At 66.3% G+C, this 21,782-nt stretch carries 21 protein-coding genes; 13 read left to right on the top strand and 8 right to left on the bottom strand.

Annotated features, from left to right (window positions below; translation table 11 throughout):
- Positions 1–133: 133 nt before the first annotated feature.
- Both CFI00_RS10045 and CFI00_RS10040 read right to left on the bottom strand, forming a co-directional pair.
- A complete protein-coding gene (locus CFI00_RS10045; RefSeq protein ID WP_207085008.1) occupies positions 134–922 on the bottom strand; it encodes a hypothetical protein in 789 nt (262 codons plus the stop codon).
- Entirely contained in the window at positions 912–1,346 is a 435-nt protein-coding gene (locus CFI00_RS10040; protein ID WP_207085007.1) for an SMI1/KNR4 family protein, read from the bottom strand. Before CFI00_RS10040 ends, CFI00_RS10045 begins: the two co-directional genes overlap by 11 nt.
- A gap of 347 nt (positions 1,347–1,693) precedes the next feature.
- On the opposite strand from CFI00_RS10040, the gene CFI00_RS10035 reads away from it, so the two are divergent.
- The 5 genes from CFI00_RS10035 to CFI00_RS10015 all read left to right on the top strand — a co-directional run bounded on the left by CFI00_RS10035 (position 1,694) and on the right by CFI00_RS10015 (position 5,462).
- The gene (locus CFI00_RS10035; RefSeq protein WP_207085006.1) at positions 1,694–2,101 is read left to right on the top strand and encodes a hypothetical protein; all 408 of its coding nucleotides are present in this window, start codon (positions 1,694–1,696) and stop codon (positions 2,099–2,101) included.
- Positions 2,098–3,588: an ATP-binding protein gene (locus CFI00_RS10030; RefSeq protein ID WP_207085005.1), complete on the top strand. Its 1,491-nt coding sequence runs from the start codon at positions 2,098–2,100 to the stop codon at positions 3,586–3,588. Before CFI00_RS10035 ends, CFI00_RS10030 begins: the two co-directional genes overlap by 4 nt.
- Before the next feature lie 349 nt (positions 3,589–3,937).
- Positions 3,938–4,390 (top strand): GNAT family N-acetyltransferase, encoded by a 453-nt coding sequence (locus CFI00_RS10025; protein WP_207085004.1) that lies wholly within the window; start codon positions 3,938–3,940, stop codon positions 4,388–4,390.
- Positions 4,391–4,554: 164 nt separating this feature from the next.
- Positions 4,555–5,010, top strand: a complete 456-nt coding sequence (locus CFI00_RS10020; protein WP_207085003.1) for a hypothetical protein — start codon at positions 4,555–4,557, stop codon at positions 5,008–5,010.
- Positions 5,011–5,015: 5 nt separating this feature from the next.
- Positions 5,016–5,462, top strand: coding sequence for a hypothetical protein (locus tag CFI00_RS10015; RefSeq protein ID WP_207085002.1), 447 nt, complete (start codon positions 5,016–5,018; stop codon positions 5,460–5,462).
- 327 nt (positions 5,463–5,789) lie between these two features.
- On the opposite strand, the gene CFI00_RS10010 is transcribed toward CFI00_RS10015, so the two are convergent.
- Positions 5,790–6,416, bottom strand: coding sequence for a hypothetical protein (locus tag CFI00_RS10010; RefSeq protein ID WP_207085001.1), 627 nt, complete (start codon positions 6,414–6,416; stop codon positions 5,790–5,792).
- A gap of 652 nt (positions 6,417–7,068) precedes the next feature.
- Between CFI00_RS10010 and CFI00_RS10005 the strand changes: the two genes are divergently transcribed.
- From CFI00_RS10005 to CFI00_RS09985, 5 genes are all read left to right on the top strand, one after another.
- A complete protein-coding gene (locus CFI00_RS10005) occupies positions 7,069–8,025 on the top strand; it encodes an ATP-binding protein (RefSeq protein ID WP_207085000.1) in 957 nt (318 codons plus the stop codon).
- Complete coding sequence (locus CFI00_RS10000) at positions 8,022–10,634, top strand: S8 family peptidase (RefSeq protein ID WP_207084999.1); 2,613 nt, start codon at positions 8,022–8,024, stop codon at positions 10,632–10,634. The genes CFI00_RS10005 and CFI00_RS10000 overlap by 4 nt, the downstream gene beginning before the upstream one ends.
- 332 nt (positions 10,635–10,966) lie before the next feature.
- Positions 10,967–11,245 (top strand): hypothetical protein, encoded by a 279-nt coding sequence (locus tag CFI00_RS09995; protein WP_207084998.1) that lies wholly within the window; start codon positions 10,967–10,969, stop codon positions 11,243–11,245.
- 42 nt (positions 11,246–11,287) lie between these two features.
- Positions 11,288–12,549, top strand: a protein-coding gene (locus CFI00_RS09990; RefSeq protein ID WP_207084781.1) for an IS3 family transposase whose coding sequence is annotated in 2 segments (ribosomal slippage) — positions 11,288–11,636 and positions 11,636–12,549 — 1,263 coding nt in all. Because the reading frame shifts where the segments join, the coding sequence is not laid out codon by codon here.
- Positions 12,550–12,558: 9 nt separating this feature from the next.
- Positions 12,559–12,831, top strand: coding sequence for a GNAT family N-acetyltransferase (locus CFI00_RS09985; protein WP_207084997.1), 273 nt, complete (start codon positions 12,559–12,561; stop codon positions 12,829–12,831).
- A 66-nt stretch (positions 12,832–12,897) separates the two neighbouring features.
- Here the strand turns inward: CFI00_RS09985 and CFI00_RS09980 are convergent, their stop codons facing one another.
- From CFI00_RS09980 to CFI00_RS09965, 4 genes are all read right to left on the bottom strand, one after another.
- Entirely contained in the window at positions 12,898–13,422 is a 525-nt protein-coding gene (locus CFI00_RS09980; RefSeq protein WP_242532867.1) for a GNAT family N-acetyltransferase, read from the bottom strand.
- Between the two features lie 419 nt (positions 13,423–13,841).
- The gene (locus tag CFI00_RS09975) at positions 13,842–15,263 is read right to left on the bottom strand and encodes a hypothetical protein (protein ID WP_207084996.1); all 1,422 of its coding nucleotides are present in this window, start codon (positions 15,261–15,263) and stop codon (positions 13,842–13,844) included.
- Positions 15,264–15,674: 411 nt separating this feature from the next.
- Positions 15,675–16,028 carry a helix-turn-helix transcriptional regulator gene (locus CFI00_RS09970; RefSeq protein ID WP_207084995.1) on the bottom strand — a complete coding sequence of 118 codons (354 nt, stop codon included), beginning with the start codon at positions 16,026–16,028 and terminating at the stop codon, positions 15,675–15,677.
- A gap of 31 nt (positions 16,029–16,059) precedes the next feature.
- Positions 16,060–17,154, bottom strand: a complete 1,095-nt coding sequence (locus CFI00_RS09965) for a tyrosine-type recombinase/integrase (protein WP_207084994.1) — start codon at positions 17,152–17,154, stop codon at positions 16,060–16,062.
- Between the two features lie 176 nt (positions 17,155–17,330).
- On the opposite strand from CFI00_RS09965, the gene CFI00_RS23575 reads away from it, so the two are divergent.
- The 3 genes from CFI00_RS23575 (at position 17,331) to CFI00_RS09955 (ending at position 21,455) form a co-directional block, all read left to right on the top strand.
- Positions 17,331–18,587: an ArdC-like ssDNA-binding domain-containing protein gene (locus tag CFI00_RS23575; RefSeq protein WP_242532772.1), complete on the top strand. Its 1,257-nt coding sequence runs from the start codon at positions 17,331–17,333 to the stop codon at positions 18,585–18,587.
- Complete coding sequence (locus CFI00_RS23570) at positions 18,544–19,365, top strand: tyrosine-type recombinase/integrase (RefSeq protein ID WP_277988368.1); 822 nt, start codon at positions 18,544–18,546, stop codon at positions 19,363–19,365. The genes CFI00_RS23575 and CFI00_RS23570 overlap by 44 nt, the downstream gene beginning before the upstream one ends.
- An 83-nt stretch (positions 19,366–19,448) precedes the next feature.
- Positions 19,449–21,455, top strand: a complete 2,007-nt coding sequence (locus CFI00_RS09955; RefSeq protein ID WP_207081515.1) for a tyrosine-type recombinase/integrase — start codon at positions 19,449–19,451, stop codon at positions 21,453–21,455.
- A 131-nt stretch (positions 21,456–21,586) separates the two neighbouring features.
- Here the strand turns inward: CFI00_RS09955 and CFI00_RS09950 are convergent, their stop codons facing one another.
- A complete protein-coding gene (locus CFI00_RS09950; protein ID WP_207081516.1) occupies positions 21,587–21,778 on the bottom strand; it encodes a DUF6458 family protein in 192 nt (63 codons plus the stop codon).
- Positions 21,779–21,782: the final 4 nt, after the last annotated feature.

Genomic DNA, 21,782 nt, shown 5'->3' with positions numbered 1-21,782 from the left:
AGCGCAAGTCGACAGCAGCCCATCGCGCCATCCACGGCAACTCGCCGAGCACGAGAGAGGTGGCGCGCGTCACTAGATGAGGCGATCGGACCATGTTTTGGGGCACCGCCGCCGACGACTCAGGCTGGCGACGTCAGTCCTTCTTCCCTCCGCGTCGGTATGGCCGAACGCTTCTCCCATCTTTCCTGAGGTAGCCCCGCACATCGTGCTCTCCGGGCGAAAGACGGGGACCGCGAAGGGCATCGGTGCCGGGGTCTGAAGCCGTGGTCGCAGATGACTGTGCCGAGGGACCAGAGGTGCGACCTCCTCCCGTAGAACGGTCAGCTAGAGCTTCCATTGCCACCTTGGCGACGACGGGACCGCCAGTTAGTACCGCCGCCCGTACACGTGGATTGCTCCACGCCTGCTGGGCAACACCCTTCAGCGTCTGGACCCACCGTCGCGAGTTGCCCCGTGAACCTACGGAATTGGACACGGTTGTAGCGGCGTTGGTGGCCTTGGCGCTGGTCTCGTGCGGACTGGGTTCGTTGAGGGGCTCGAAAAACAGCGGCTTCGTGAGCGGCACCTCCGCGCACGGAACCGGAGGGCCGTCGCCAAAGTCCGACATGGTCTTCGACACTGGGTCGTAGTAGCCGTTGGTGTGCTTCTGCCAGTTTCCGCCATGCGCGGCGAAGTGCTCTTCCTTCGTGAGGAACTGGATGTTCCGTCGGTCGCCCTGATACTCCGGGAACGCCTCAACGCTCTTCATGTGCTGACCTTCAAAGGCAAGACCCCGGTCGTCATAGGCCTTGCCTTTGTCGGCGATCGATCTCTGCTGTTCGCCAGTCCAGTCACGGGTTCCCTTGCCTTCGAGCACGAGCCGCTGCTCGGCGTACCACGCCTCTCTGACGGCCCGGTTGGCATCCGCGGTCCTATTCGACATCGTCGTCGCCGATGCCTACGACGGCGGCCAGATCAGTCAGAAAGGTGAAGAAGTCGTCGAAGGATTCGTTGGCCTCGATCCTTCCCGCCTCACGGTTGTAGATCGAGATTCGGTCGCTTGATCGCTCGAACAGAACTGGGTCGCCGGACGAAAGTGCGCCGATGACGATGTAGTTGTCGTCCGGTCGATCGGGGTCGTCGACGTCGATCAATGGCTGATGCGCCAGGCCACGCAACTGGAACCCCGCTGGAAGGAAGAAGTCTCCACCGTCCGACACGAGGAGCCACTGCTTGAGCTGAGAAGGCAGGCGAATACCGTGTTCTGCCTCGAAGGCGTCGATGGTCGTCTCGGTTGTCGGCTCTACGAACGCCATCCGCCCTTGGGACCTCAGCAGATCGGCAACGGCCTCGGGCTCAGTGGGCATCTGGTCACTCCTGGAACTGACTCGGTTCGGTGGACGCCCGGAGGGGATAGCTCTGGTCACTCCTTCGTGGCATGTCGATCATCTCAAACGGGACCCGGGCCAAAGCCCTACTGAGGAGTCCGTCAGGTGCAGGGAGCGCCCTCGCAGCAGGGCCTGATGTAACCGCAGCCGCCGCAGCGCTCGTGAGAGGTCTCCCAGCGCATCAGGGTGTCGCAGTTCGGGCAAGGCTCCGTCAGGTCGGCCACGGCCACGGCCACAGGCTAGGTCGGTCACCGACCCTTCTCCCGGCGACACGGCGGAGCGCCCCGTGCACCTCATCGATGAAGCCATCGACCGAGGAGCCACCGATGCCTACCGTCAACGACCCGGTCGCCGACGCCGACGAACTCCGGGAAGCAGTCCGCGGCCTTGCTCACGCGACGCGCACGATCGACGATCCGACCGCGATCTGTGCGGTTCTAGGTTCCGTCAGTTCCGCTCTCGCATCCCTGAGCCAGTCACTGCACCAGTTCGGCGAGTTTCACGACGGGCCGACTCGCAAGCAGGCGTGGATGAACGGCGATGCCAACGCCGGGCGCGCCGCGTCGTACAGGGAGTCCTGGGAGCTTCATCGCGCCGCCGAGATGATCCACCAGATCGCCGAATGCGTAGATCGGGCGCACGAGATCGAGGCGACGATCGCCTATGACGTCCGCGACTACCCGTCATTCGCTCCGGTTCAGCGCTCCACGCACCAGCCAGGGATGTCGCTGTGACCGGGTGGCAGGACGGGCGCCTCCACTCCGCCGTACTCGTCTCACCGGGACGAGAACGGCGGCACGATCGCAGGCTCCGCAAGGCCGCGGCACGAGAACTCCTCTCCGCCGACCGCGAAGCCCGGCGCGCCGAAGCCAAGCGCAAGGCCGAGGAACTGTCGGCCGAGAAGCGGGCGACCGTGACGCTCCCCCGCGCCGGCGAACACGGCGCGGCGACACTGCGGACGCCCGGACGATTCCGCGTGCCACGCCACCGGGACACCTCGGCGACCCTGGCGGGCGCGTACCCCTTCCTCGCCGAAGGCGGCCTCGGCAGCGAAGGCGTGTTTGTCGGCCAGGACCTATACTCCGGCAGTTCCTTCGTGTACGACCCCTGGATCCTCTACGCACGCGGGCTCATCACCGCACCGAACCTCGTGCTCGCCGGAATCGTGGGTTCCGGCAAGTCCTGCCTCGCCAAGAGCCTCTACACAAGGTCAATCCCCTTCGGCCGCCGCGTCTACGTCCCGGGCGACCCCAAGGGCGAGCACACCGCCGTCGCGGAAGCCGTCGGCGGTCGGGCCATCGCGCTGGGACATGGCATGGCCAACCGCCTGAACCCGCTCGACGAAGGCCACCGGCCGTCCGGGTACGACGACGCCCAGTGGGCCAGCCAGGTCGCATCCCGTCGCCGCGACCTCGTCGGCGCCCTGGCGGAGACCGTGCTCGAACGCCGGCTCACCCCACTCGAGCACACGGCCGTCGACATCGCCATCGACCGCACCGTTCGCGGAGCCGACGTCCCAGTCCTCCCGATGGTCGTCGACCGGCTCCTCAAACCGGATCCGGCCGACGACCCCGACGGACGCCTCACGGAAGACGGACGACTGGTCGGTCACGCACTCCGGCGCCTCGTCGCGGGCGACCTCGCCGGGCTCTTCGACGGCCCGTCGACGGTAACGTTCGACCCGAGCCTCCCGATGATCTCCCTCGACCTGTCCCGCGTCACCGAAAACGCCACCCTCATCTCCGTCCTGATGACGTGCGCCTCGGCCTGGATGGAATCGGCGTTGCTCGACCCGAACGGCGGCCAGCGCTGGGTCGTGTACGACGAGGCCTGGCGCCTGATGTCGCACCCCGCACTGCTGCGCCGGATGGACGCCCACTGGCGCCTCGCGCGGCACTACGGAATCGCGAACATGCTGATCTTCCACAAGCTCACCGACCTCGACAACGTCGGCGACTCCGGCTCCGCCATGCGTGCGCTCGCCTCGTCGCTCCTCGCGAACGCCGAGACCCGCATCGTCTATCGCCAGGAAGCTGACCAGCTCGGCGCAACGTCGGCGGCACTGGGGCTCACTGGCACCGAGCAGTCACTTATCCCCACGCTCGGCACCGGCCAGGGACTGTGGCGGATCAAGAACCGCTCCTTCGTCGTCCAGCACCAGATGCACCCCGCCGAGCTCGAGCTCTTTGACACCACCGGACGCATGACGGGAGCTCTTTAGAAGTTCGCGCGAATTTTGACGGTTCTGCGACGAACCTGAGCATACGCAGCGTCCTCGAGCCCTTGCGGACACTCAGGTTCAGAGACGCCGCGATGGGAAGCGTGTCACGTGCCGGATGGGGAGCCGTCACCGAAAACCTCACCGGACGGGTCATCCGGGACCCTTGAGCGGCGGCGAGCGCGCCGGCCAGGCGGTCTCACCATTGGCGGTTCCGCTGAAACGCGGGTGGCCACTCGGATCGTTCCGGTTCCGAATCGTCCCGGGGCCAACGTTCGATACGGCTACGGTGAAAACTCCTGGACGCGCCTGTGGAATTTGTTGGGACTGCAGTGCCTGAGAGAGTTCCGGTGTGTCAACCGATCGGGAGCCTGACGACTACGAGATCCACTCCGACCTCGCCCGCATGGATCTTGACCGGATTCATCGGTGGTTGTCCACCGACGCCTTCTGGGCGCTAGGACGCAGCCGAGAGACCGTCGATACAGCGGCGCGACACTCCTTGAACTTCGCGGCCTTCGCCGCTGACGGCACCCAAGTTGCCTACGCACGGGTGGCGACCGACTATGCGACCTTTGCCTGGCTGTGTGACGTGTACGTCGACCGCGATCACCGGGGATGCGGCCTGGGCACGCGCCTGTCGGAAGCCGTGGTGGTCGCGCTCCGGCCGATGAACCTCAAGAGAGTTCTGTTGTCGACCCTCGACGCCCACGATGTCTACGCCCGTGTCGGATTCGTGCCCATGCCTGATCCTGAGAAGCTGATGATTCTCGGCCAGTCCGAACACCAACCTCCGTCTTCGTGAACACCCTCGTTGAGGCGCAGAGCGATCCCGCACCTGGTCGCTCCACGAGCCCATCGGCTCCCGGAACGCGCGCCCAACCGAAAATGACCGTTTTGCGGTCGGGCTGGTGTGAGCGATGTTCTAGGCCGAACGCGCTTGTCGGTGGGCGCCGCTACGGTCCATCCATGACGAACGAGCGGCTACCCGACCAGTGGCACTCCCGCGACCTACCCGTCCTGTTGTGCGTTGCACGGTTGGAAGGTCGCGACGCTCCCGTCGGCACCAGCGACACGGTCGCCATTGAGCTTGAGATCCCCGAAGAAGAAGCCACGACGGCGTTGCTCGCTCTCGACGACGGTAGGTACATCAAAGCCATCACCGGCGGCGCGACGCTCGGCAGCGGTCCCAGCGTCCTCGCTGTCGACCTTCGAGAACGAGGCCGGCGCGTCGTCGGCCTATGGCCAGGCGAAGACGCCGCTGACAGCCTCGTTGACGCCCTCCGGCAAGCCGAAGACGCCACCAGTGACCCTGAAGAGCGCACCGCCATCCGCCGCGCATGGTCGTCGCTGGGAGGGGTCTCCCGGGACGTCATGGTCGACGTCGTCGCCGCGGTAATCGCCCGCCAGTCCGGGGTGGGCTGACGATGGTGGAGAAGCTCGACGACACCTGGCACCCCCGAGACCTGCCAATCCTGATAACAGCGGCACGACGACTTGAAGCACACGGGCGCCCCGCCGTGTCAGACGAAATTGCTCGAGAACTCAGCTTCGATGCCATGACCGTCGCCCGGGCGCTCGACAGCATGAACGGCGCATACCTCACTGGGAAAGCATCCAGGGCAGCCGGACACGGCACGATCGTGTTTATCTGCCGCGGCCTCACCGAGCGTGGCCGGCGCGCCGTTGGCCTATGGCCAGACGAAGACGCGGCCGCAGATTCCCTGGTGCAGCTCTTGGAGCAGGCCTCGGAACAGGTTGATGACGAGGACGACCAGTCCGCACTCCGGCGCGCCGGAAAGCTTCTGCGTGGAGTACCGAGCGCCGTCATTGCCGACGTCACCGCAGCACTCATACGCCAACAATCCGGCCTCTGACAGGAGTCCCGTGAACCCGTCGCGACGCTCCTCGCTGGCAACCAGCATCGACGGAAACGACCGGTTGTGGTCGTTAGTCGGATCTCTCCAACTGGACCTCTCCTCGGACCGGACACGAAGGCCGACAGTCATGTTTTCGCACTGCACCTGACTACCGGCCGCCGACCGCGCCGACGAGGACCGCGCTGGCGGCGGCTGTGGCGATGGCCAGTACGGCGAGGGCGAGCATCACGACACAGGCGCGCAGGGTGCGTTGCCACGACTCTGTGACAGGGGCTTGTGAGCAGTCTGTTGATGGCGCTGGGCTCCTCAAGCGCCTTCCTCGTCTTAGCTGGCATCGCGCTGGACAATCGTGACCTTGGTGCCCATCGGGACGGTGATCCGGATGCCTCCGCGCGGGTCGCGCTCGAGGTCGACGCCGTCGAGTGGTGAGGTGGCCTTGGTCGGTCCGGCGAGTGTGCGGACCACCTCGACCATCCGGCGCTCGACGGCGTCGACCTCGGCGTCCTCGTATGCGGCCACCAGGCCGCGGCGGTGCAGCTCGCCAATGAATAGCTGAGTGTCGACGTAGCGGATGGGCCTGGACTCGCCGCGCTTCCAGGGGCCTCCGGGGGTCGGCTGTCCGACCGCGGCGGCCATCTCGGCCCGCGCTCGGGAGACGTTGAAGATCACTCGACGGTCGTCGTCCTCGGCGCGACGCCAGCCACGGATCTCGTAGACCGACACAATCTGGTCCCCCGAAACCCCGACGAGGTAGTCGTCCTCCTCGGACTTCCCGTGCTCGTAGAGCGCGTCTGCGCGCGGGCGATGGGCCTCAAGGGCCTGCTTGCCCAGGCCGGCCCACTTGGTGGTCGTGTCGGACTCGAGCTGCTCGAGCAGAACGTCGTCGGGGATACCGAGACGCACCTGGTCGATGAGGCGCTTCAAGGAGTGCTTGATGTTGACGACGATCACGCGAGGGTCCTTCAATCAGGCGAAGAGATCGGTCGACCTCCTATTCGACAACATCATGACACAAAGATGATGATTGCGTCGCCTTGAGTTGTCCCCTCGCGCGCACGTGACCGCGACCGGGACCTAGGGCCGAGCGGACAACGACGCCGGATCAGCGCGATGTGTGTGCGCGTGACGTGCCTGCGGGAATCGATCTCCCTCGATGAGGTGAAGGGCGTCACGACTATGCGTACAAGCCTCCAGCGGTCAGCTTGTGCACCCCATCACGCCTGGAGAAGCGAGCGCGGCGACCCGGTTTCGGACACCTGCCCGGCACCAATTCCGACGGTGCATGTCGGGAATGTGGAAGTCGAGTCGTGTCGAGATGCAGCGAATCTTGGCCAGCGCGAACTTTCAGCCAAAGAACATTGATCTGATCGACATTGAGGGCGGGAGTTGGGGTGGCGGCTGGAGATTGACCTGTGAACGGCACCGATGGGGCCTGGAGCGCTGTGGTTACACCGATGTGCGCTGTTCGAGACGACGGTCTTGCGTTGGCGAGATTCGCAGACCGAGGCGCGCCTCCAAAGATACTGTCAGCGTCGAGTCGTACGCTGGAATTCGCGGTGACTACCATGACCGTTCAGGGCATCCAGCGGAGGAGGGCGAGCGCATGGCGCGGTCGGACCTGCTCCTCGATCTCGTTGAGGCCGAGCGCCGAGGCGACCGGGACCGCTTCAAGATCCTCGTCGAAGCGGTCATCTCGGAGGAACGTGCCAACCAGCACCACCTTCTCGCGGATCGCTTGTCGGAACTCATAACAACACTCGGCACGAGCAAGCCGCGCGACGACCACGCCTCGGCGATTCGCGACCTGGTCCATGAGATCGTCCCGGACCGCAAGCTCGAGGACCTAGAACTCGCTCCCGTGACCAGCCGCGTCGTCACCGAACTGATCGAGGAACAGAAGCGGTCAGAGCTTCTCCGGAGCTATGGCATCGAGCCACGCAACCGCCTCCTGCTGTCAGGACCGCCGGGTAACGGGAAGACCAGTGTCGCGGAGGCAATCGCCGCGGAGCTGATGCTGCCGTTCTACGTGATCCGCTACGAGGGTGTGGTCTCAAGTTTCCTCGGCGAGACAGCTGCCCGGTTGGACAACGCGTTCGAGTTCGTCCGCACGCGACGTTGCGTCCTCTTCTTCGACGAGCTCGACACCATCGCCAAGGAACGCTCCGATGAGCACGAGACTGGTGAGATCAAACGAGTCGTGTCCACGCTGCTCCTGCAGATCGACCGGCTGCCAGCTCATGTCATCCTCATCGGCGCGACCAACCACGGCGAACTCCTGGATCGAGCCGCCTGGCGGCGGTTCCAAGTGAGAGCCGAGCTTCACGCTCCTTCACGGGCGCAGGCCACCGAGCACCTCGAGCGCCTCGCGCAGCGCCTTGGTGGCGACCTCGGCTATGCCCCGCGAACCATTGCCGACAAGCTCGCTGGAGCGAGCTTCGCTGAACTTGAGGAGTTCGCCCTGGACATCCGGCGCCGTGCGGTGCTGGAGATGCCCGATGCGGACCTCCGCCGCATCGTGAAGGAACGGCTTGAGCACCGGCAAGCTCAAGCTGGCGAGTGAGCGGGGATCAGCGCCCGCTCCTCGCGCTCGGCGCGCCGGAGGTGGGCGAACGGATCAAGCAGACCCGTCGCGACATGCCGCGGCTCTCGAAGGTCCCGGCGGCTCGCCAAGGCCAGCGAATGTCCCCACAGTTCCGCGCCCTTTCCGATGCGTTCGATGCCCGTCGTGCCGAGTTGAGCCACGAGCAGGTCGACGAGGTCGACCCGGCCCTGGTCCTGGTTTTCGATCTGGCCGGCACGGTGGAGGCATTTGGAAACGCCGTCAACAAGATCGAAGGCCTGGAATTTCTCGCCGAACTGCTCGATGAACCCAGCGAGCCCGACGACGACTTCCACATGGTTCAAGGTGGCGCGCGTACCGACAACACGGTGCAACACTCGCTGTACCTAGTGATGTCGAACGCAACCGCAGTCACTCAGCTCGTCAGCCTCTTCGAGCAGTGGCAGCGGGATCCCAATCTCTCGTTCGAGCGCGGACTCGGTAAGTTCAAGACCGTCTTCGAGCAGTTGCGAGGGATCCGACGGTGGGGCCCGGATGACCGCGTTCGTGAGACCGGTCTGCTCGAACGATGGCAGGAGACCGTCGCTGTTGTCGGTCAGTCCATCAGCACCGTCAACGTCGAAATCGAACTCTGGTACCGGCGCGACCCCGCCCAGCGGAACAGTGCGGAGTCACACCTCAGGGCGGTGGTAGAGCGCGCAGGCGGCGCCGTCACGACCCAGGCACAGATCGACTCGATCAGCTATCACGCTCTTCTCGTCGCGCTGCCGATCCAGCAGGTCGAGACCGTCCTGCGTGAAGGCACGGCAGCCATTGACCTGCTCAACGCTGACGAGATCATGTTCGTCAGTCCCTACATTCCAATGTCCGTGACCGCTCCGGAGACCGAGCTGTTGTCGAGCAGTTCGATCGCGCCCGCCGAGCGAGTCACCGACCCACCCAGGATCGCCCTGCTCGACGGGCTGCCGTTCCAGAACCACGACGCGCTCGCTGGTCGGCTGATCATCGACGACCCCGATGGGATCGGGAGCACCTACGGTGTGGCGAACCGCCACCACGGCACCGCGATGGCATCCCTGATCCTCCACGGCGACCTGTCCAAGCCTGGGGACCCTCTGGCCCGCCCGATCTATGTCCGCCCGATCCTGCAACCACATCCCCTGCAGCCACGGCAAGAGGTGACCGTACAGGGCCGTCTGCTCGCCGATCTTCTCCACCGAGCAGTCCGCCGCATTGTGGAAGGCGATGGCACTCACCCACCGGCGGCTCCCAGCGTTCGCATCGTCAACCTCTCGATCGGCGCACAGTCCCGAGCACTCGTCCGCCGGATGAGCCCGCTTGGTCGGCTACTGGACTGGATGTCCGTCGACTTCAACCTGCTCTTCGTCGTCAGCGCTGGCAATCACCCCAACGTCCCGATCGTGATCCCTGCCGACTCAGCGGCAACGCCTGAGAGCACCGCTCAGGCCGCCCTAAAGGCCGTCTACGCGACCAGCAAGGTCCGTGGGATCCTGCCACCAGGGGATGCAGTCAACGCCTTGACCGTGTCCGCGACCCACGCCGACGAGAGCGGCGAGGTCTCACTGCCAGACACAGTGTGGGACCTGGCACACCCGGACGCGCCAGCCCTCTACGGAGCAGTGGGCCCCGGCGTCGGCCGCTCGGTCAAGCCCGACGTCTACCACGCCGGTGGTCGCGCGCTTTATCAACGGCCCGTCGTGATGCGGGGCTCGCCGACCGTCGAACTGGTTCCGGTGAACACGGCATCGACAGGCCCCGGGAGCCAAGTGGCAGCGCCGGCAGCTGCGGGGCGTACCGACGCCACCGCTTACACCCACGGCACAAGCAACGCGACCGCGCTCGTGACCCGTGAGGCCAGTCGGATCTTCGACATCCTTGAAGTAGGCCGCGACAGCGCCGACGACGCGGAGTTCCCCGATCCCCAGTACCACCCCGTCCTCGCCAAGGCACTGCTCGTCCACACAAGCACATGGGGGCAGGAGGGCGAGCGGCTACGCGCGGCGCTCGGGCTCCATCCTCAACGGTGGCGGCGCGAACTCACGGCCGTTCTCGGGTATGGCGCGATCCGTCCCGAGCGCATTGCGAGTGCGGCGACGAACCGCGCCGTGCTCATCGCAGGCGGCTCGCTGGGACGAGAGCACAGACACACCTACGAGATCCCGCTCCCCGCCTCCCTGCGAGCCAAGGCTGAATGGCACCGCGTCACCGCAACGGTCGCCTCGTTCGTCCCCACGGCGGGGCACCTGAACCGCTACCGCGGCGCCAAAGTTTTCTTCGAGCGACTCGACGACCACGAGACCGGGGGCGCGCGAATCGAAGCCGATCACAACGCCACCCGCCGCGGCAGTGTGCAGCACGAGATCAGTGACGGCCAGAAGGCACTCGTCTTCAACGACGGAGGTGCCCTCCAGCTTCATGTCCAGTGCATGGACGACGCGCAGCGGCTCAAAGCCGGCCGCGTAGTTCGCTACGGGCTGGTCGTCTCGGTAGAGACCGCGATCACGACGTCGACGACCATCCACGACGAGGCCAGGGCTCAGTTGCGTGCCCGCGTACGCGCCGCCCAGCGCAACCGAATCCAGCCGTAACTCGTCTGCGCAGCTCTGTCCCTGTCGCGACCACCTACATTGACAACGCTTCGCAATCAGGACCGTCTGTGCAAAGTTGCCCGAGCGAGACTTTGCCTACGACAAGTCAATCTACTTGGGTGATGTCAGGTGATCGGCCAGTCTCCGATGAACCAGGGCAGTCGTCTAAGGTCGATCGGGGTCCAGCGCTGCTTGAGATTGCCTCGCGCCTCGGCTAGCGCCGCCGCGGTGGATCGACCGAACCCTCCGGGATCGTCCGATGGGTGCTGCACCTGGCTTCCTCACCGGTGCGGGATCCGCGAGTGGGAGGGCGAGGCGGCAGGATTGGGGGCATGACGATCACCGAACGGCTGTCCGTGCAGGACCTTCAGATGATCCTGCGTGAAGCAACAAGCAACGACATCTCGGCGATCGTCGAGCTGCTGGTCGACGACCAGCTCGGTGCCGGTCGTGAGGGTGCCACGGCCGGCTCCGGACTACGGCCCTACCTTGACGCTTTCGAAGCCATCGACGCGGACCCGGCCCACCTGCTTCTTGTTGCCACTCACGAGGCGCAGGTGGTGGCGACTATGCAGCTGACGGGGCCTGACCCCGGTTCTTGGACACGCTGAATCCAGCATCTGGTGCTGGGGAAGCGAGATGATCCGAGAATCATGGCCAGGAAGAACTACTCCGAGGAGTTCCGTCGTCAGGCCGTCGACTTGTACGAGTCCACCCCGGGCGCCACGGTCCGCGGCATCGCCGATGACCTCGGCATCGTGCGCGGCACGCTGCGGCACTGGCTCGAGGCCTACGGGACCGGCAAGAAGACCGCCGCTGACGGGACGCTGACCTCCAGCCCACTGCAGTCCAAGAGCTCGTCCAGGAGCCCGTCGGCGGCGCCCGAGGAGACACCGGAACAGAAGATCGCCCGGCTTCAGGCCCGGGTGAACGAGCTCGAGGTCGAGACAACCAAGCTCACCACCGAGCGCGAGATCCTCCAACGGGCGGCCAAATATTTCGCCGGGGAGACGCGCTGGTGAGTCGCTTCCAGTTCGTCGCCGACAACTCCACCACCTTCGAGGTGAAGCGACTGTGCGAGCTCGTCGAGATCGAGCGCTCGTCCTACTACGCCTGGCTCAAGGCGGCCCCAGCACGCGAGGAGCGCACCCGAGCCGATGCCGAGCTCGCGGAACGGATCAGAGCGGTGCATGCCGAGGACAGCACCCAGGGTGCGCCACGGATCACCGCTGAGCTCAACGACGGCGCACCTGCCGGCGACCGCGTGAACCACAAGCGCGTCGCCCGGGTGATGCGCCTTGAGGGCATCCGTGGCTATGTGAAGAAGCGTCGAGTGCGGACCACGATCCCCGAGCCATCGGGGCAGAAGTACCCCGACCTGCTCAACCGGGACTTCACCGCCGAAGCCCCGAACGAACGCTACGTCGGGGACATCACCTACCTGCCGTTGGCCGACGGGACGAACCTGTACCTGGCGACCGTCATCGACTGCTACTCACGTCGCCTCGCCGGCTGGGCCGTCGCCGACCACATGCGCACCGAGCTCGTCGAGGACGCCTTGAAGGCTGCTGCCGGAACCCGCGGCACCCTCAAGGGCGCGATCTTCCACAGCGACCACGGGTCGGTCTACTGCTCGAAGGACTACGCCAAGCTCTGCAAGAGGCTCGGCGTCACCCAGTCGATGGGTGCGGTCGGCTCCTCGGCCGACAACGCGTTGGCGGAGTCGTTCAACGCCACGATGAAGCGCGAGGTCCTCCAAGACGCCGCCTGCTGGAGCGACGAGGCGACGTGTCGCCGGCAGGTCTTCAAGTGGCTCGTGCGCTACAACACCCGCCGACGCCATTCCTGGTGCCGCTACCTGTCCCCGTCCACCTACGAGTCCAACTACGCCGCTACGCTGCAACCCGCTGCGTAATCACACCCTGTGTCCAAGATCCGGGGGCAGGGCCCGACCTTCATCCCGGGACTCGCCCGACGCGGTGCGTTGCGCGCTCAACTTGAGGGGGTACGGGTCAGGCAAGATTATCGCAGTGGCGGGCTGGGATCGGCGATGGTCGCCTGGGCGATCGATGAGTCGCGACAGCGTGGGTGCGCGATGGTGCAACTGACCACGGACAAGGTGCGAGCCGATGCGCTGCGGTTCTACGAACGGCTCGGATTCGTTGCCTCCCATGAGGGACTTAAGCTGGTCCTATGACCTCCTGAGTCATTCGTGCTCGATTGGCTACTCGAGGGCGTGGTCGTTGATCAAGCGGTCCAGCATCTATCCGTCGCGGCGGTGAGGGCGAGCGTCGTGGGCGAGTAGGCCATGGGCGTGCATGTCGTGCCATCCGTCGAGATGCAAGGCCTGCGACCGCTTCGTTCCCTCCGGAACGAAGCCCGCCTTCGCGGCGACGCGACAAGACGCTGCGTTGCTGGTCGAGTGGTCAAGTTCCAGACGGTGAAAGCCGACCTCATCGAAGGCCCAGTCTGCGACGGCGCCTAGGGCAAGCGTGGCGACTCCCTGACCGCGGGACTCCGGGAGAACCCAGTACGACACTTCGGCCCGAGCCTCATGCAGGGACAGGCTCCCAATTGCGACCCGGCCCAGCAACGATCCAGCCCGGGCGATCGCCCAGCCGCCCCCGCGTTCCTGCTCCCAGCGGTCCAACTCGTAAGCAACCCATGACTCGGCTTCGGTGAGAGACATGGATCGGGCATGCCAGCGGTGGATGTCCGGGTCCTCGTAGGCCCGAACTAACGAGGGCGCATCTGCGTGTTCCCACGGACGCAGTGTCAACCCTGCCACGGACAATCGCGGCTGCTCCTGCTGAGACAGGTGGCCGCGCGACAGCACCGGTTCCGAGGTAATTCCGGGCTGCGTCACGGAAGCACGGTAGCGCCGTCCAACAGCATCAGGGTGTCTCACTAGCCGATCCGCTTGCGGAACTCCTCCTCCACCACTTGAGCCACCGGCTCCGAAATCTCCTTGAAGTTTCGGGGGGACGCTGCCTCACCTGCGTAAACGCGGCTCGGGGCGCCACCTCCCCCCGGCGTTCGACGGTTCTGGGGGGACGGATGCGGGGACGCTGAGCCGCCACGCTGCGGCGCGTGACCAAAGTCAGCGGCGCCAGAGTGTCCGAATCGTGCGCGCCGCGGTTGCTTATCCGTGGCGTGAGGATGTTGCGACAACTCTCGATGCGTGCCGCGCGGTACGTAGAGACAGGGTCATGGCCGGGTGCCAGGCTGGTCATCGTTCCTCAGGTCGGGGTGCTCGACGGTCTTGAGGTAGCGGGTGGCGCCTTCGACGCTGAGTCCGAAGAGGTCGTAGATGCGGCGTACGTCGCCACCGGTGGCGTGGATCTCGTGGAGGATGCGGTCCTCGCGCAGCGCCCGTGGGCGGACGCGACTGTCCTTCCAGGGAAAGGAGTGCCCGCCGGGGACGAGGCGCGGCGCGGTGCGTCGGTTGATGAGCAGGTGTGGGTTCGCGGTGGCCGGCCAGGTTCGGTTGCGGTAGTCGAGCCAGGCGGCGAGCCGGCTCCTGACGGGTGCCGCGAGCGGGATGTCGCGGCCGTCGAGGTTGAGGCGACCGTCGACGATGTCGGTCAACTGCAGCTCGCGGACCTGCTTGCCGGTCAGCCCGTGGAAGGCCACCAGCGCCACGGCCAGCGCGACGGCCGGATTCGGCGAGTCCAGCTCGGCCCGGATCACGGCGGGGTCCAGCGGCAACGGAAGGTTCGTCGGAACGCGGGTCAGGTCGATGCCGCGCATGGGGTTGGTGAAGACGAGTCGGCGGCCCTTCAGGATCTTGAACAACGACTTCAGTCCGATCTCGGCGAAGTGGCGGTGGCTGGTGCCGGCGGGCAGGGCAGCGAGGGCCGCCAGGATGTCGTCCTTGCTGATCTCGGCGAACGACTGGCGCCCGGATTCAACCCACGTCTGCACGACGGGCGCGAGACCTTGGATGTGGAGCTCGACGGTCTCGGGTTCCCGGGGCAACTGGCGAGGTGCGTGCCGGGAACCGCCGAGCATGATCTGAAGCCACAGCTGGAGGTGCTCCCGCATCGTGTCCGGGAGGGCTCCGGACTCGATGAACTTGGCGTTGAAGTACCTCTCGACCCGGGTCGGGACGTCCTCGATCAACAGTCCGGCTTCGGCGAGGACGTCGAGGGTGGATGTGATGGTTCCGTCGTAGCGGCGCAAGCACACGACGTCACTGGCACGAACCTTCGCGGTGGGAGTGGGCCGCAGGATCTGCAGCAGCCGCAGCGACTGGATCACGGCATTGCGCTGCCTAACGCTCCAGCCATAGCGGCGGGCATGACCGGCGACGATGGCCGCGCAGTACCGGGTCAGGTCGCTGTCCTCGACCAGGAGGCGTTGGCGCAGCACCTCGGGGTCGGGGTCCATGTCGAACAGGACCAGCTGCTCAAGCGCGTAGTCGTCGAAGCTGGTGCCGGACGGGTAAGGCAGCTGGTTCTTGTTCTTCTTCGACCAACGGCCATCCCCGCGAACGTAGTCGGGCAGCGGTGTCACGTGACGCTTGAAGACCATGTTGGCGAAGAACAGCTGCTGGCTGCCGTTGTTGGCGCTAGCCAGATCGGGGGCACGAGCGGGCCCTTGCTCGAGGCGGGCATTCTCAAGGCACAAGCGACAGGCTTGTCGGTCGCTGACGTGGCCGGCGCGGCCGCAGTAGACGCAGGTGCCCTTCGGGTAGTGGCTCTGCCACCAGCGGCAGGACCAGCAGGTCCAGTTGTGGCGGGGGTAGACACCCCAGGCGAGGCAGCCCTTGCAAGACCCGATGTGCTCGGGACTGCGGGGGTGGCACCGGCTGCACAGACCCTGACTGAAGTAGTCGGTCCGGGCACGGCAGCGGCCGCACGGTGGCAGCGGCGAAAGGGCCGCCGGGCAGGCACTGATAGCAGAAGTCGACCCTGGGGCTGGTCCACGCGACGCGGTTGCTCTGGCAGGCGTTGCACTTGGGCGGCAGCCGCAACGCCGCGTTGGGGCCGGGCGCGGGCATGCGGTGCTCGTCGTGTCCGTGGTCGATGCGGGTGCGGGCTACAGCGGTGGGGTCGAGCGCGGCTTGCCGAGCCGCGGGGTGACCGCCGGTGGCGTGCCGCCGTTGCCGTTCGGATCGCCATCCCCGTTTCCGCCGTTGGCTGCGTCGGTGTTGCGGGGACGGCGCGCGGCGACCTTGTCCGGCTCGGGTGTCATCAGGTCGTTCGGGGTGCATTTGAGCACGGCACACAGGACGTCGAGCTCTTCGAGGCGCATCGTCGGCGGGGTGCCGGCCCACCACGACGACATCTTTCCGGCAGAGATCTCGAGCCCGGCATCTGCCAGCATCCGCCGCAGCTGCGCGGACTTCCAGATTCCTCGTTCGGCGGCTCGTAGCCGCAGGCTCCACTGCATCTGGATCCTCTCCTTCGGTTACTCGGTCGGCTCAGTTTGGCCAGTCGGCACGGAGGCCCAGGCGGGCTTCGATGCGGTCGCTTGCGCTGTTCCACGCTCGTTCGATGTGGTCGCTGCGGACGTGGAGGTAGCCCGAGGTGGTGGCCAGCCACTGGTGCCCAAGCAGCTCTTGGAGCGCCTTGAGGTCCATCCCGGCCGCGTACAGCGACGAGGCGCAGTAGTGCCGCAGCACGTGTGGCGTCATCCGGCCCGACCACGCCGGCAACCACTCGTCGACCTGGATTCCCAGCGCGCGGCGCAGCGCGTTCGCGCCGACCCGGCCACAGCGGTCCAGATCGCGGTCGAACCGCTCGGACGGCAGCAGCGGCGCGTCCGGGTCAGCCCAGTCGTGGCCATACTGCGGGCGGACCTCGGCCAGCCACCAGTCGATCAACTGGTTCGCGCCGTTGATCGCTGGCACCAGCCTGGGCTTCGGTCCGCGGCCGCCCGAGCCCTTGCCGTGGCGGACGTGGAGCTTGCCGAACTCGCCCAGATCGGGGCGCCAGTCGCGGACGTCGAGCATGACGGTCTCGTTGATGCGCAGCCCGAGTCGGCGCCACAACGAGGCGGCGAAGTAGTCGCGGGCCGCGGGAAGGTACTTGCGTGCCTGCGGGACCGACCCACGCCAAGCGGTGAACAGCGAGTCGATCTCCTCATCCGATGGCGGCACCCGGACCTTGCCCAGCGATGCCCCGGACTGGCGATTGAACTCATCTATCGGCTGCTCGACCAAGACACCAGTCGCGCGGCGGATCGTGCCGGCGTAGCGGGCGATCACGAACTCGTAGAAGCCCGCCAGTGCTCCGGCCTTGCCCGCCCGGGTGGACACGCTGAGCCCCATCCGCCGCTGCTGTGCCAGGAACGCGTCCGCGTCCGCGCAGGTGGCCTCCCACAGCGGAGTCGACAGCGAGCGAACGAACTCGATGACGATCGCCCGAGTCCCGCCGATGTGGCGGTCCGTCAGACCTGCCGCCGACATCGCCAGCGCGTACTGGTCGACCAGCTCCTGCTCGAAGTCCTGGACCGCCTGCGCACCTATCAGTGCCGGATCAGCAGCGCTGCCACCAGGCAGCGCCACCAAACCCATCAGTCACCATCTTCAAGCGAGGCGATCATGCGTCGATGCTACAGCAAAACCGCCACTCGCAGTGACGCAGAGTCATTGCGGGCGCTGCTAGGCGTCGAACCGACGCCACCTGCGCAAACGCAGATCGGAGCGCATGGACGTCCGACCGAACCTGAGTTCCTAGAGATTGCAGCGTCATGACCACTCAGGTACGAGGTCGAGCGGCCCGCGAAGCAAAGCTCGAGGCGCTCCAGGAGCAGTTGTCCGAGTCCGTCGCTGCGCTTGTGACCGGTGAGGACTGGAAGCGCGCCCTGACCTTCGCCGCGCAGTTCCGCGGGCGCAGCTTCGGGAACTCGATGCTGATCGCGGCGCAGCACTTCGCGGCGTGCGAGGAGGGCAGAGTGCCCGAGCCGACGCCGACGTACGTGGCCGGCTTCCACCAGTGGCTCTCGCTCGGCCGCAGCGTCGCGAAAGGCCAGCACGGCTACGGCATCCTCGCACCGGTCACCGGTCGGTTTGCCTCGTTCACCCCCGACGACCCGAACTCCTGGCGACGCTTGGCGCGCAACGAGAAGCCGATGTCCGGGGAGTACGCCCGAACCCGCATGATCGGGGTCAAGCCGACCTACGTCTGGGACATCTCCCAGACCACAGGTGACCCGGTGCCCGAACTCCCCCGCCCCTCCCTGCTCCAAGGCCAGGCCCCGGCCGGGCTGTGGGACGGACTCGCCGACCAGATCACCGCCGCTGGCTTCGAGCTCCGACTCGTCTCCTCTGCCGCGGCGATCGGAGGCGCCAACGGGCTGACCGACTTCCTCTCCCGCGAGGTCACGATCCGCATGGACATGGACGAATCGGCCCAGGTGAAAACGCTCGCCCACGAACTCGGCCACGTTCTCCTCCACGCGCCGCCAGAGACCGCACTGTCGACCCAGTCCGCCGCCGACGCGACCCTGCACCGTGGGATCGCAGAGGTGGAAGCCGAATCAGTCGCGCTAACTCTTATCTGGACAGCATCGGGCGGGTGGGCTTTCTCTGGCAGTTCACCCACAGCGCGAAGACGAGGTGTCCATGAGAGTTCAAGCTATCCGCGGTGTCGACGGTCTGGAGGTCCGGCTCGTCGGCGGGGACGGGACCACTGTCGATGTGGTGACCGGCTACCTTCGCTACCTGACGGCACGTGGTTGCTCGCCGAACACCGTGCGCAGCTACGCCTACGACCTGCTGCACCTGTGGCGGTTCCTCGACCACTCAGGAATGGGCTGGGACGAACTGCGTCCACGGTCCTCGATCGACCTGCTGACATTCCTCCGCACGGAGCCGACGAGATCACGGGCACGGCGGCTGTCGCTGACTGCGGTCGGACCTACGGGAACACCGATCCTGTCAGCGGCGACGATCAACAGGATCTTGACTGGAGTCGGTGGCTTCTACGAGTGGGCGATCGCGACTGAGCAGTACGACGGCGCAAACCCGATCGAGCGTCGTCCCGACCCGGCGTGGCAGCGCGTCACGGACCGGCACCAGCCTTTTGCTGGTGAGGCCAGTCGGCAGCGGCCACAACGACGAGCGTTGAAGGTCCGTCAGCCGAAGCGTCTCCCGCGGCCACTGTCTGACGAGCAGGTTGCCGCGTTGTTCGCCAAGGTCGCATGTCGTCGCGATCGGGCGATGCTGCTACTGATGCTCAATGGCGGCCTGCGTCCGGGCGAGGTACTCAGCCTGCACCTGGACGACGTCGCCTACGGCCGACGTCGTGTCTTCGTGCGCGTGCGCGACGACCACCCGGCAGGGGTCCGGCAGAAGTCACGGACCGAACGGGTTGTCGACCTGTTCGACACCGACACACTCGCCGCGCTGAGCGACTACGTGATGTCCGAACGCCCGGCACAGGCATCTTCGCCGTTCGTGTTCCTGGTCGGCGGCAAGGGCTCCAGACGGTGCGAGCCATTGAGCTACGCGGCGCTTGTCCGCTTGTTTGCCCGTGCTGCGACCCGAGCAGGCATCCGCGAGCCGTGGGTCACCCCGCACGCACTCCGGCATACGCACGCGACCCGAATGTGGGAGGGCGGGATGCGGGAGTTGACGTTGCAGCGCAGGCTCGGCCACGCCTCGGTGGAGTCCACCCGCATCTACACCCGCGTCGCTGACCACGAAGTCGCCGCGGACTACCAGCGCGCGCTCGGCCAGCAGGAGCACGTTCGAACGACCCCGCGGGCCGGTGACGCACGATGACAACGCCGGCCGCGATACCGGTGGTGTTGGCGCAAACCCCCGAGCACGCATCGGCTGAGGAGTTCGCGCAACTGATCCGCGCGGTGACGAACGACCCCTCGTATCTGAGCCTCAAACTCAAGCACCGCAAGGAGTTCGTGGCGCGCTACCCCGATCTGAGCGAGTGGTTCGCCGAGCCGTTGACCCACCGCGTCGGCCGCCTGTTGGATGAAGACCCTCGCTGCGGCCCGCTCACCGATCCCATCTCCTACAACGCACGCCACTACCTGACCTTCCTGGGAGTCGCCGGCAGGGTGAGGTTCGACTGGGACTGGCTACTCGCCGTCCCGGCCTTGAACGTGTGGGTCCACGCCGAGGCGTTGAACCTGCCGTTGGTGCAGGCCCGTGACGAGCTGAGTGAGCTCGGCTCCCGGGTGGGTTTTCGGACCAAGACCGCCAGCCGCGCCGCGCAGTGGGCATTGTCGCGGATGCTGCTGCACAGCGGAGTCCCCGCGCTCGACGCGTTCACCGTCGCGGACTTCCAGGATCTCCTGCACGCGATCGACGACTTCGGCCGCCGACCCGATCGGCGCCACTTCCACGGCGACGACTCCCAGTGGGCCAGCAAGCGACGCAACTGGGGATCGCAGGTCTTCCTCCTGCAGCTGCTGCTCTACCACGCCGGTCACATCCCCGAGGTGCCGAAGGAGCCGCTGCCGAAACGGGTGGTCTGGCCACCCATGCCGCAGGTCATGACCGTCACGATCGAGCGCTACCTGGATGCCCGCAGCCAGCTCGACCGGCCCTCCACGGTCCAGAACATCTCCGCAGGGCTGCGCAGGTTCACCACTTGGCTGATGGCCAACCGTGCGCCGGTGGCGTCCTTCGCCGAGGTCTCCCGTGCCGACGCTCTGGAGTTCTGCGTCTGGCTGACCACGCTCACCCATCACCGCACCGGCGCCCCGCTGGCTCCCGCGACCCGGCGGCAAGACATCCATGCCGTGCTCGGGTTCTTCCGTGACGGCTACGCCTGGCAATGGCCTCACATGCCCGGTCGTCCGCTGCTGATGAACGGCGACCTGCCCAAGATCACCCGTGCCGTCCCCAGGTTCATCCCCGACAACGAGCTGACGGTCCTCATGGACGCCGTCCGCGCGCTTGAGTGCCCCTTCCAGCGCGCGGCGTTGCTGATCGCCAGATGGAGTGGTGCCCGTCGCAGCGAGATCCGCATGCTCGACCTGGACTGCCTCGACGCCTACCCCGACGGCACACCCCGGCTGCGGCTGCCCGCCAGCAAGAACTACTCCGAACGCACCGTGCCGATAAACGAGGAAGCAGCCGACGCCATCCGGACCCTCCACGGCCTGCGCCGCGAGCAGATCGACAGGCCGCTACCCGGCAACCACAAGGAACGTCCCGCTCGGCGCCTGTTCGTCCGCCAGGGACGGGTCCTCTCGAACGCCTACCTCTTCGACGACGCCTTGACGAGGGCCTGCCAGGCAGCGGGCCTGGTCAACCCGCAGGGCAAACCGACGATCACTGCCCACAGGTTCCGCCACACCGTCGGAACTCAACTCGCGGAACGCGGCGCGCGACTCCAGACGATCATGAGCGTCCTGGGCCACAAGAGCGTGCAGATGGCGCTGGTCTACGCCCACGTCAGCGACCCCGCCGTTCTCGACGACTACAGCTCTGTCCTCGGCGCCGACGCCACCATCGCCGGACCGTCAGCCTCCGCCGTCCGGAACCGAGAACTTACACCCGAGACGGTCGACTGGATCAAGGGCAACTTCTTCCGCACCGAACTCGAGCTCGGCCACTGTCTGCGCCTGCCAGCCGAAGGCCCCTGCGAGTGCGACCTGTACTTGACGTGCGCGAAGTTCATCACCACGCCGAAGTACGCCCCGCGCCTGCGCGACCGCTACTCCACGGAGCTCGTACTCAGCGACCACGCCCGCAGCCAGGGATGGACACGCGAGGTCGAGCGACATGAGGTCGTCGCCCGACGCATCTGCCAACTCCTGGACGATCTCGGCGAGCCGTTGACGGTCAACGACCCACCGACCTGCACCGGCGATCACGAAGAGAACGTTCCGTCAATTCAGGGCTGAGCATCAGTGCCCGGACACGAGGATCGCGACCACGAGCGCGGTGCACTCCAATCCCGGCAACGGCCCAACGGCAGCGCAAAGCCGATCCAGAAAAGCCCCGGTCCGGCCTACCTACAGGACGTCACTCCACTTCAGTTGTTGCCGCCGGTGTAGCTGCCGTCGGCAAAGCCAAGCAGCAACCCCAGGGCTGCGATTGCGATCCCGGAGTACAACAGAATGTGGCCGGCCTTCTTGATGTCGACGTGCGGCGTCTCGGCGGTGACTGCGAATTTCAGCACCGCACCGACGATGGCCAGGAAGATGCCGAGGCCGAGGAGTCCCATGATG

Origin of the sequence: Nocardioides sp. S5 (genome assembly GCF_017310035.1) — a bacterium.
In the GTDB taxonomy this organism is placed as follows: Bacteria; Actinomycetota; Actinomycetes; order Propionibacteriales; family Nocardioidaceae; genus Nocardioides.
The sequence above is the reverse complement of the archived record's forward strand: the minus strand, read 5'-3'. Positions and strand labels throughout refer to the sequence as shown.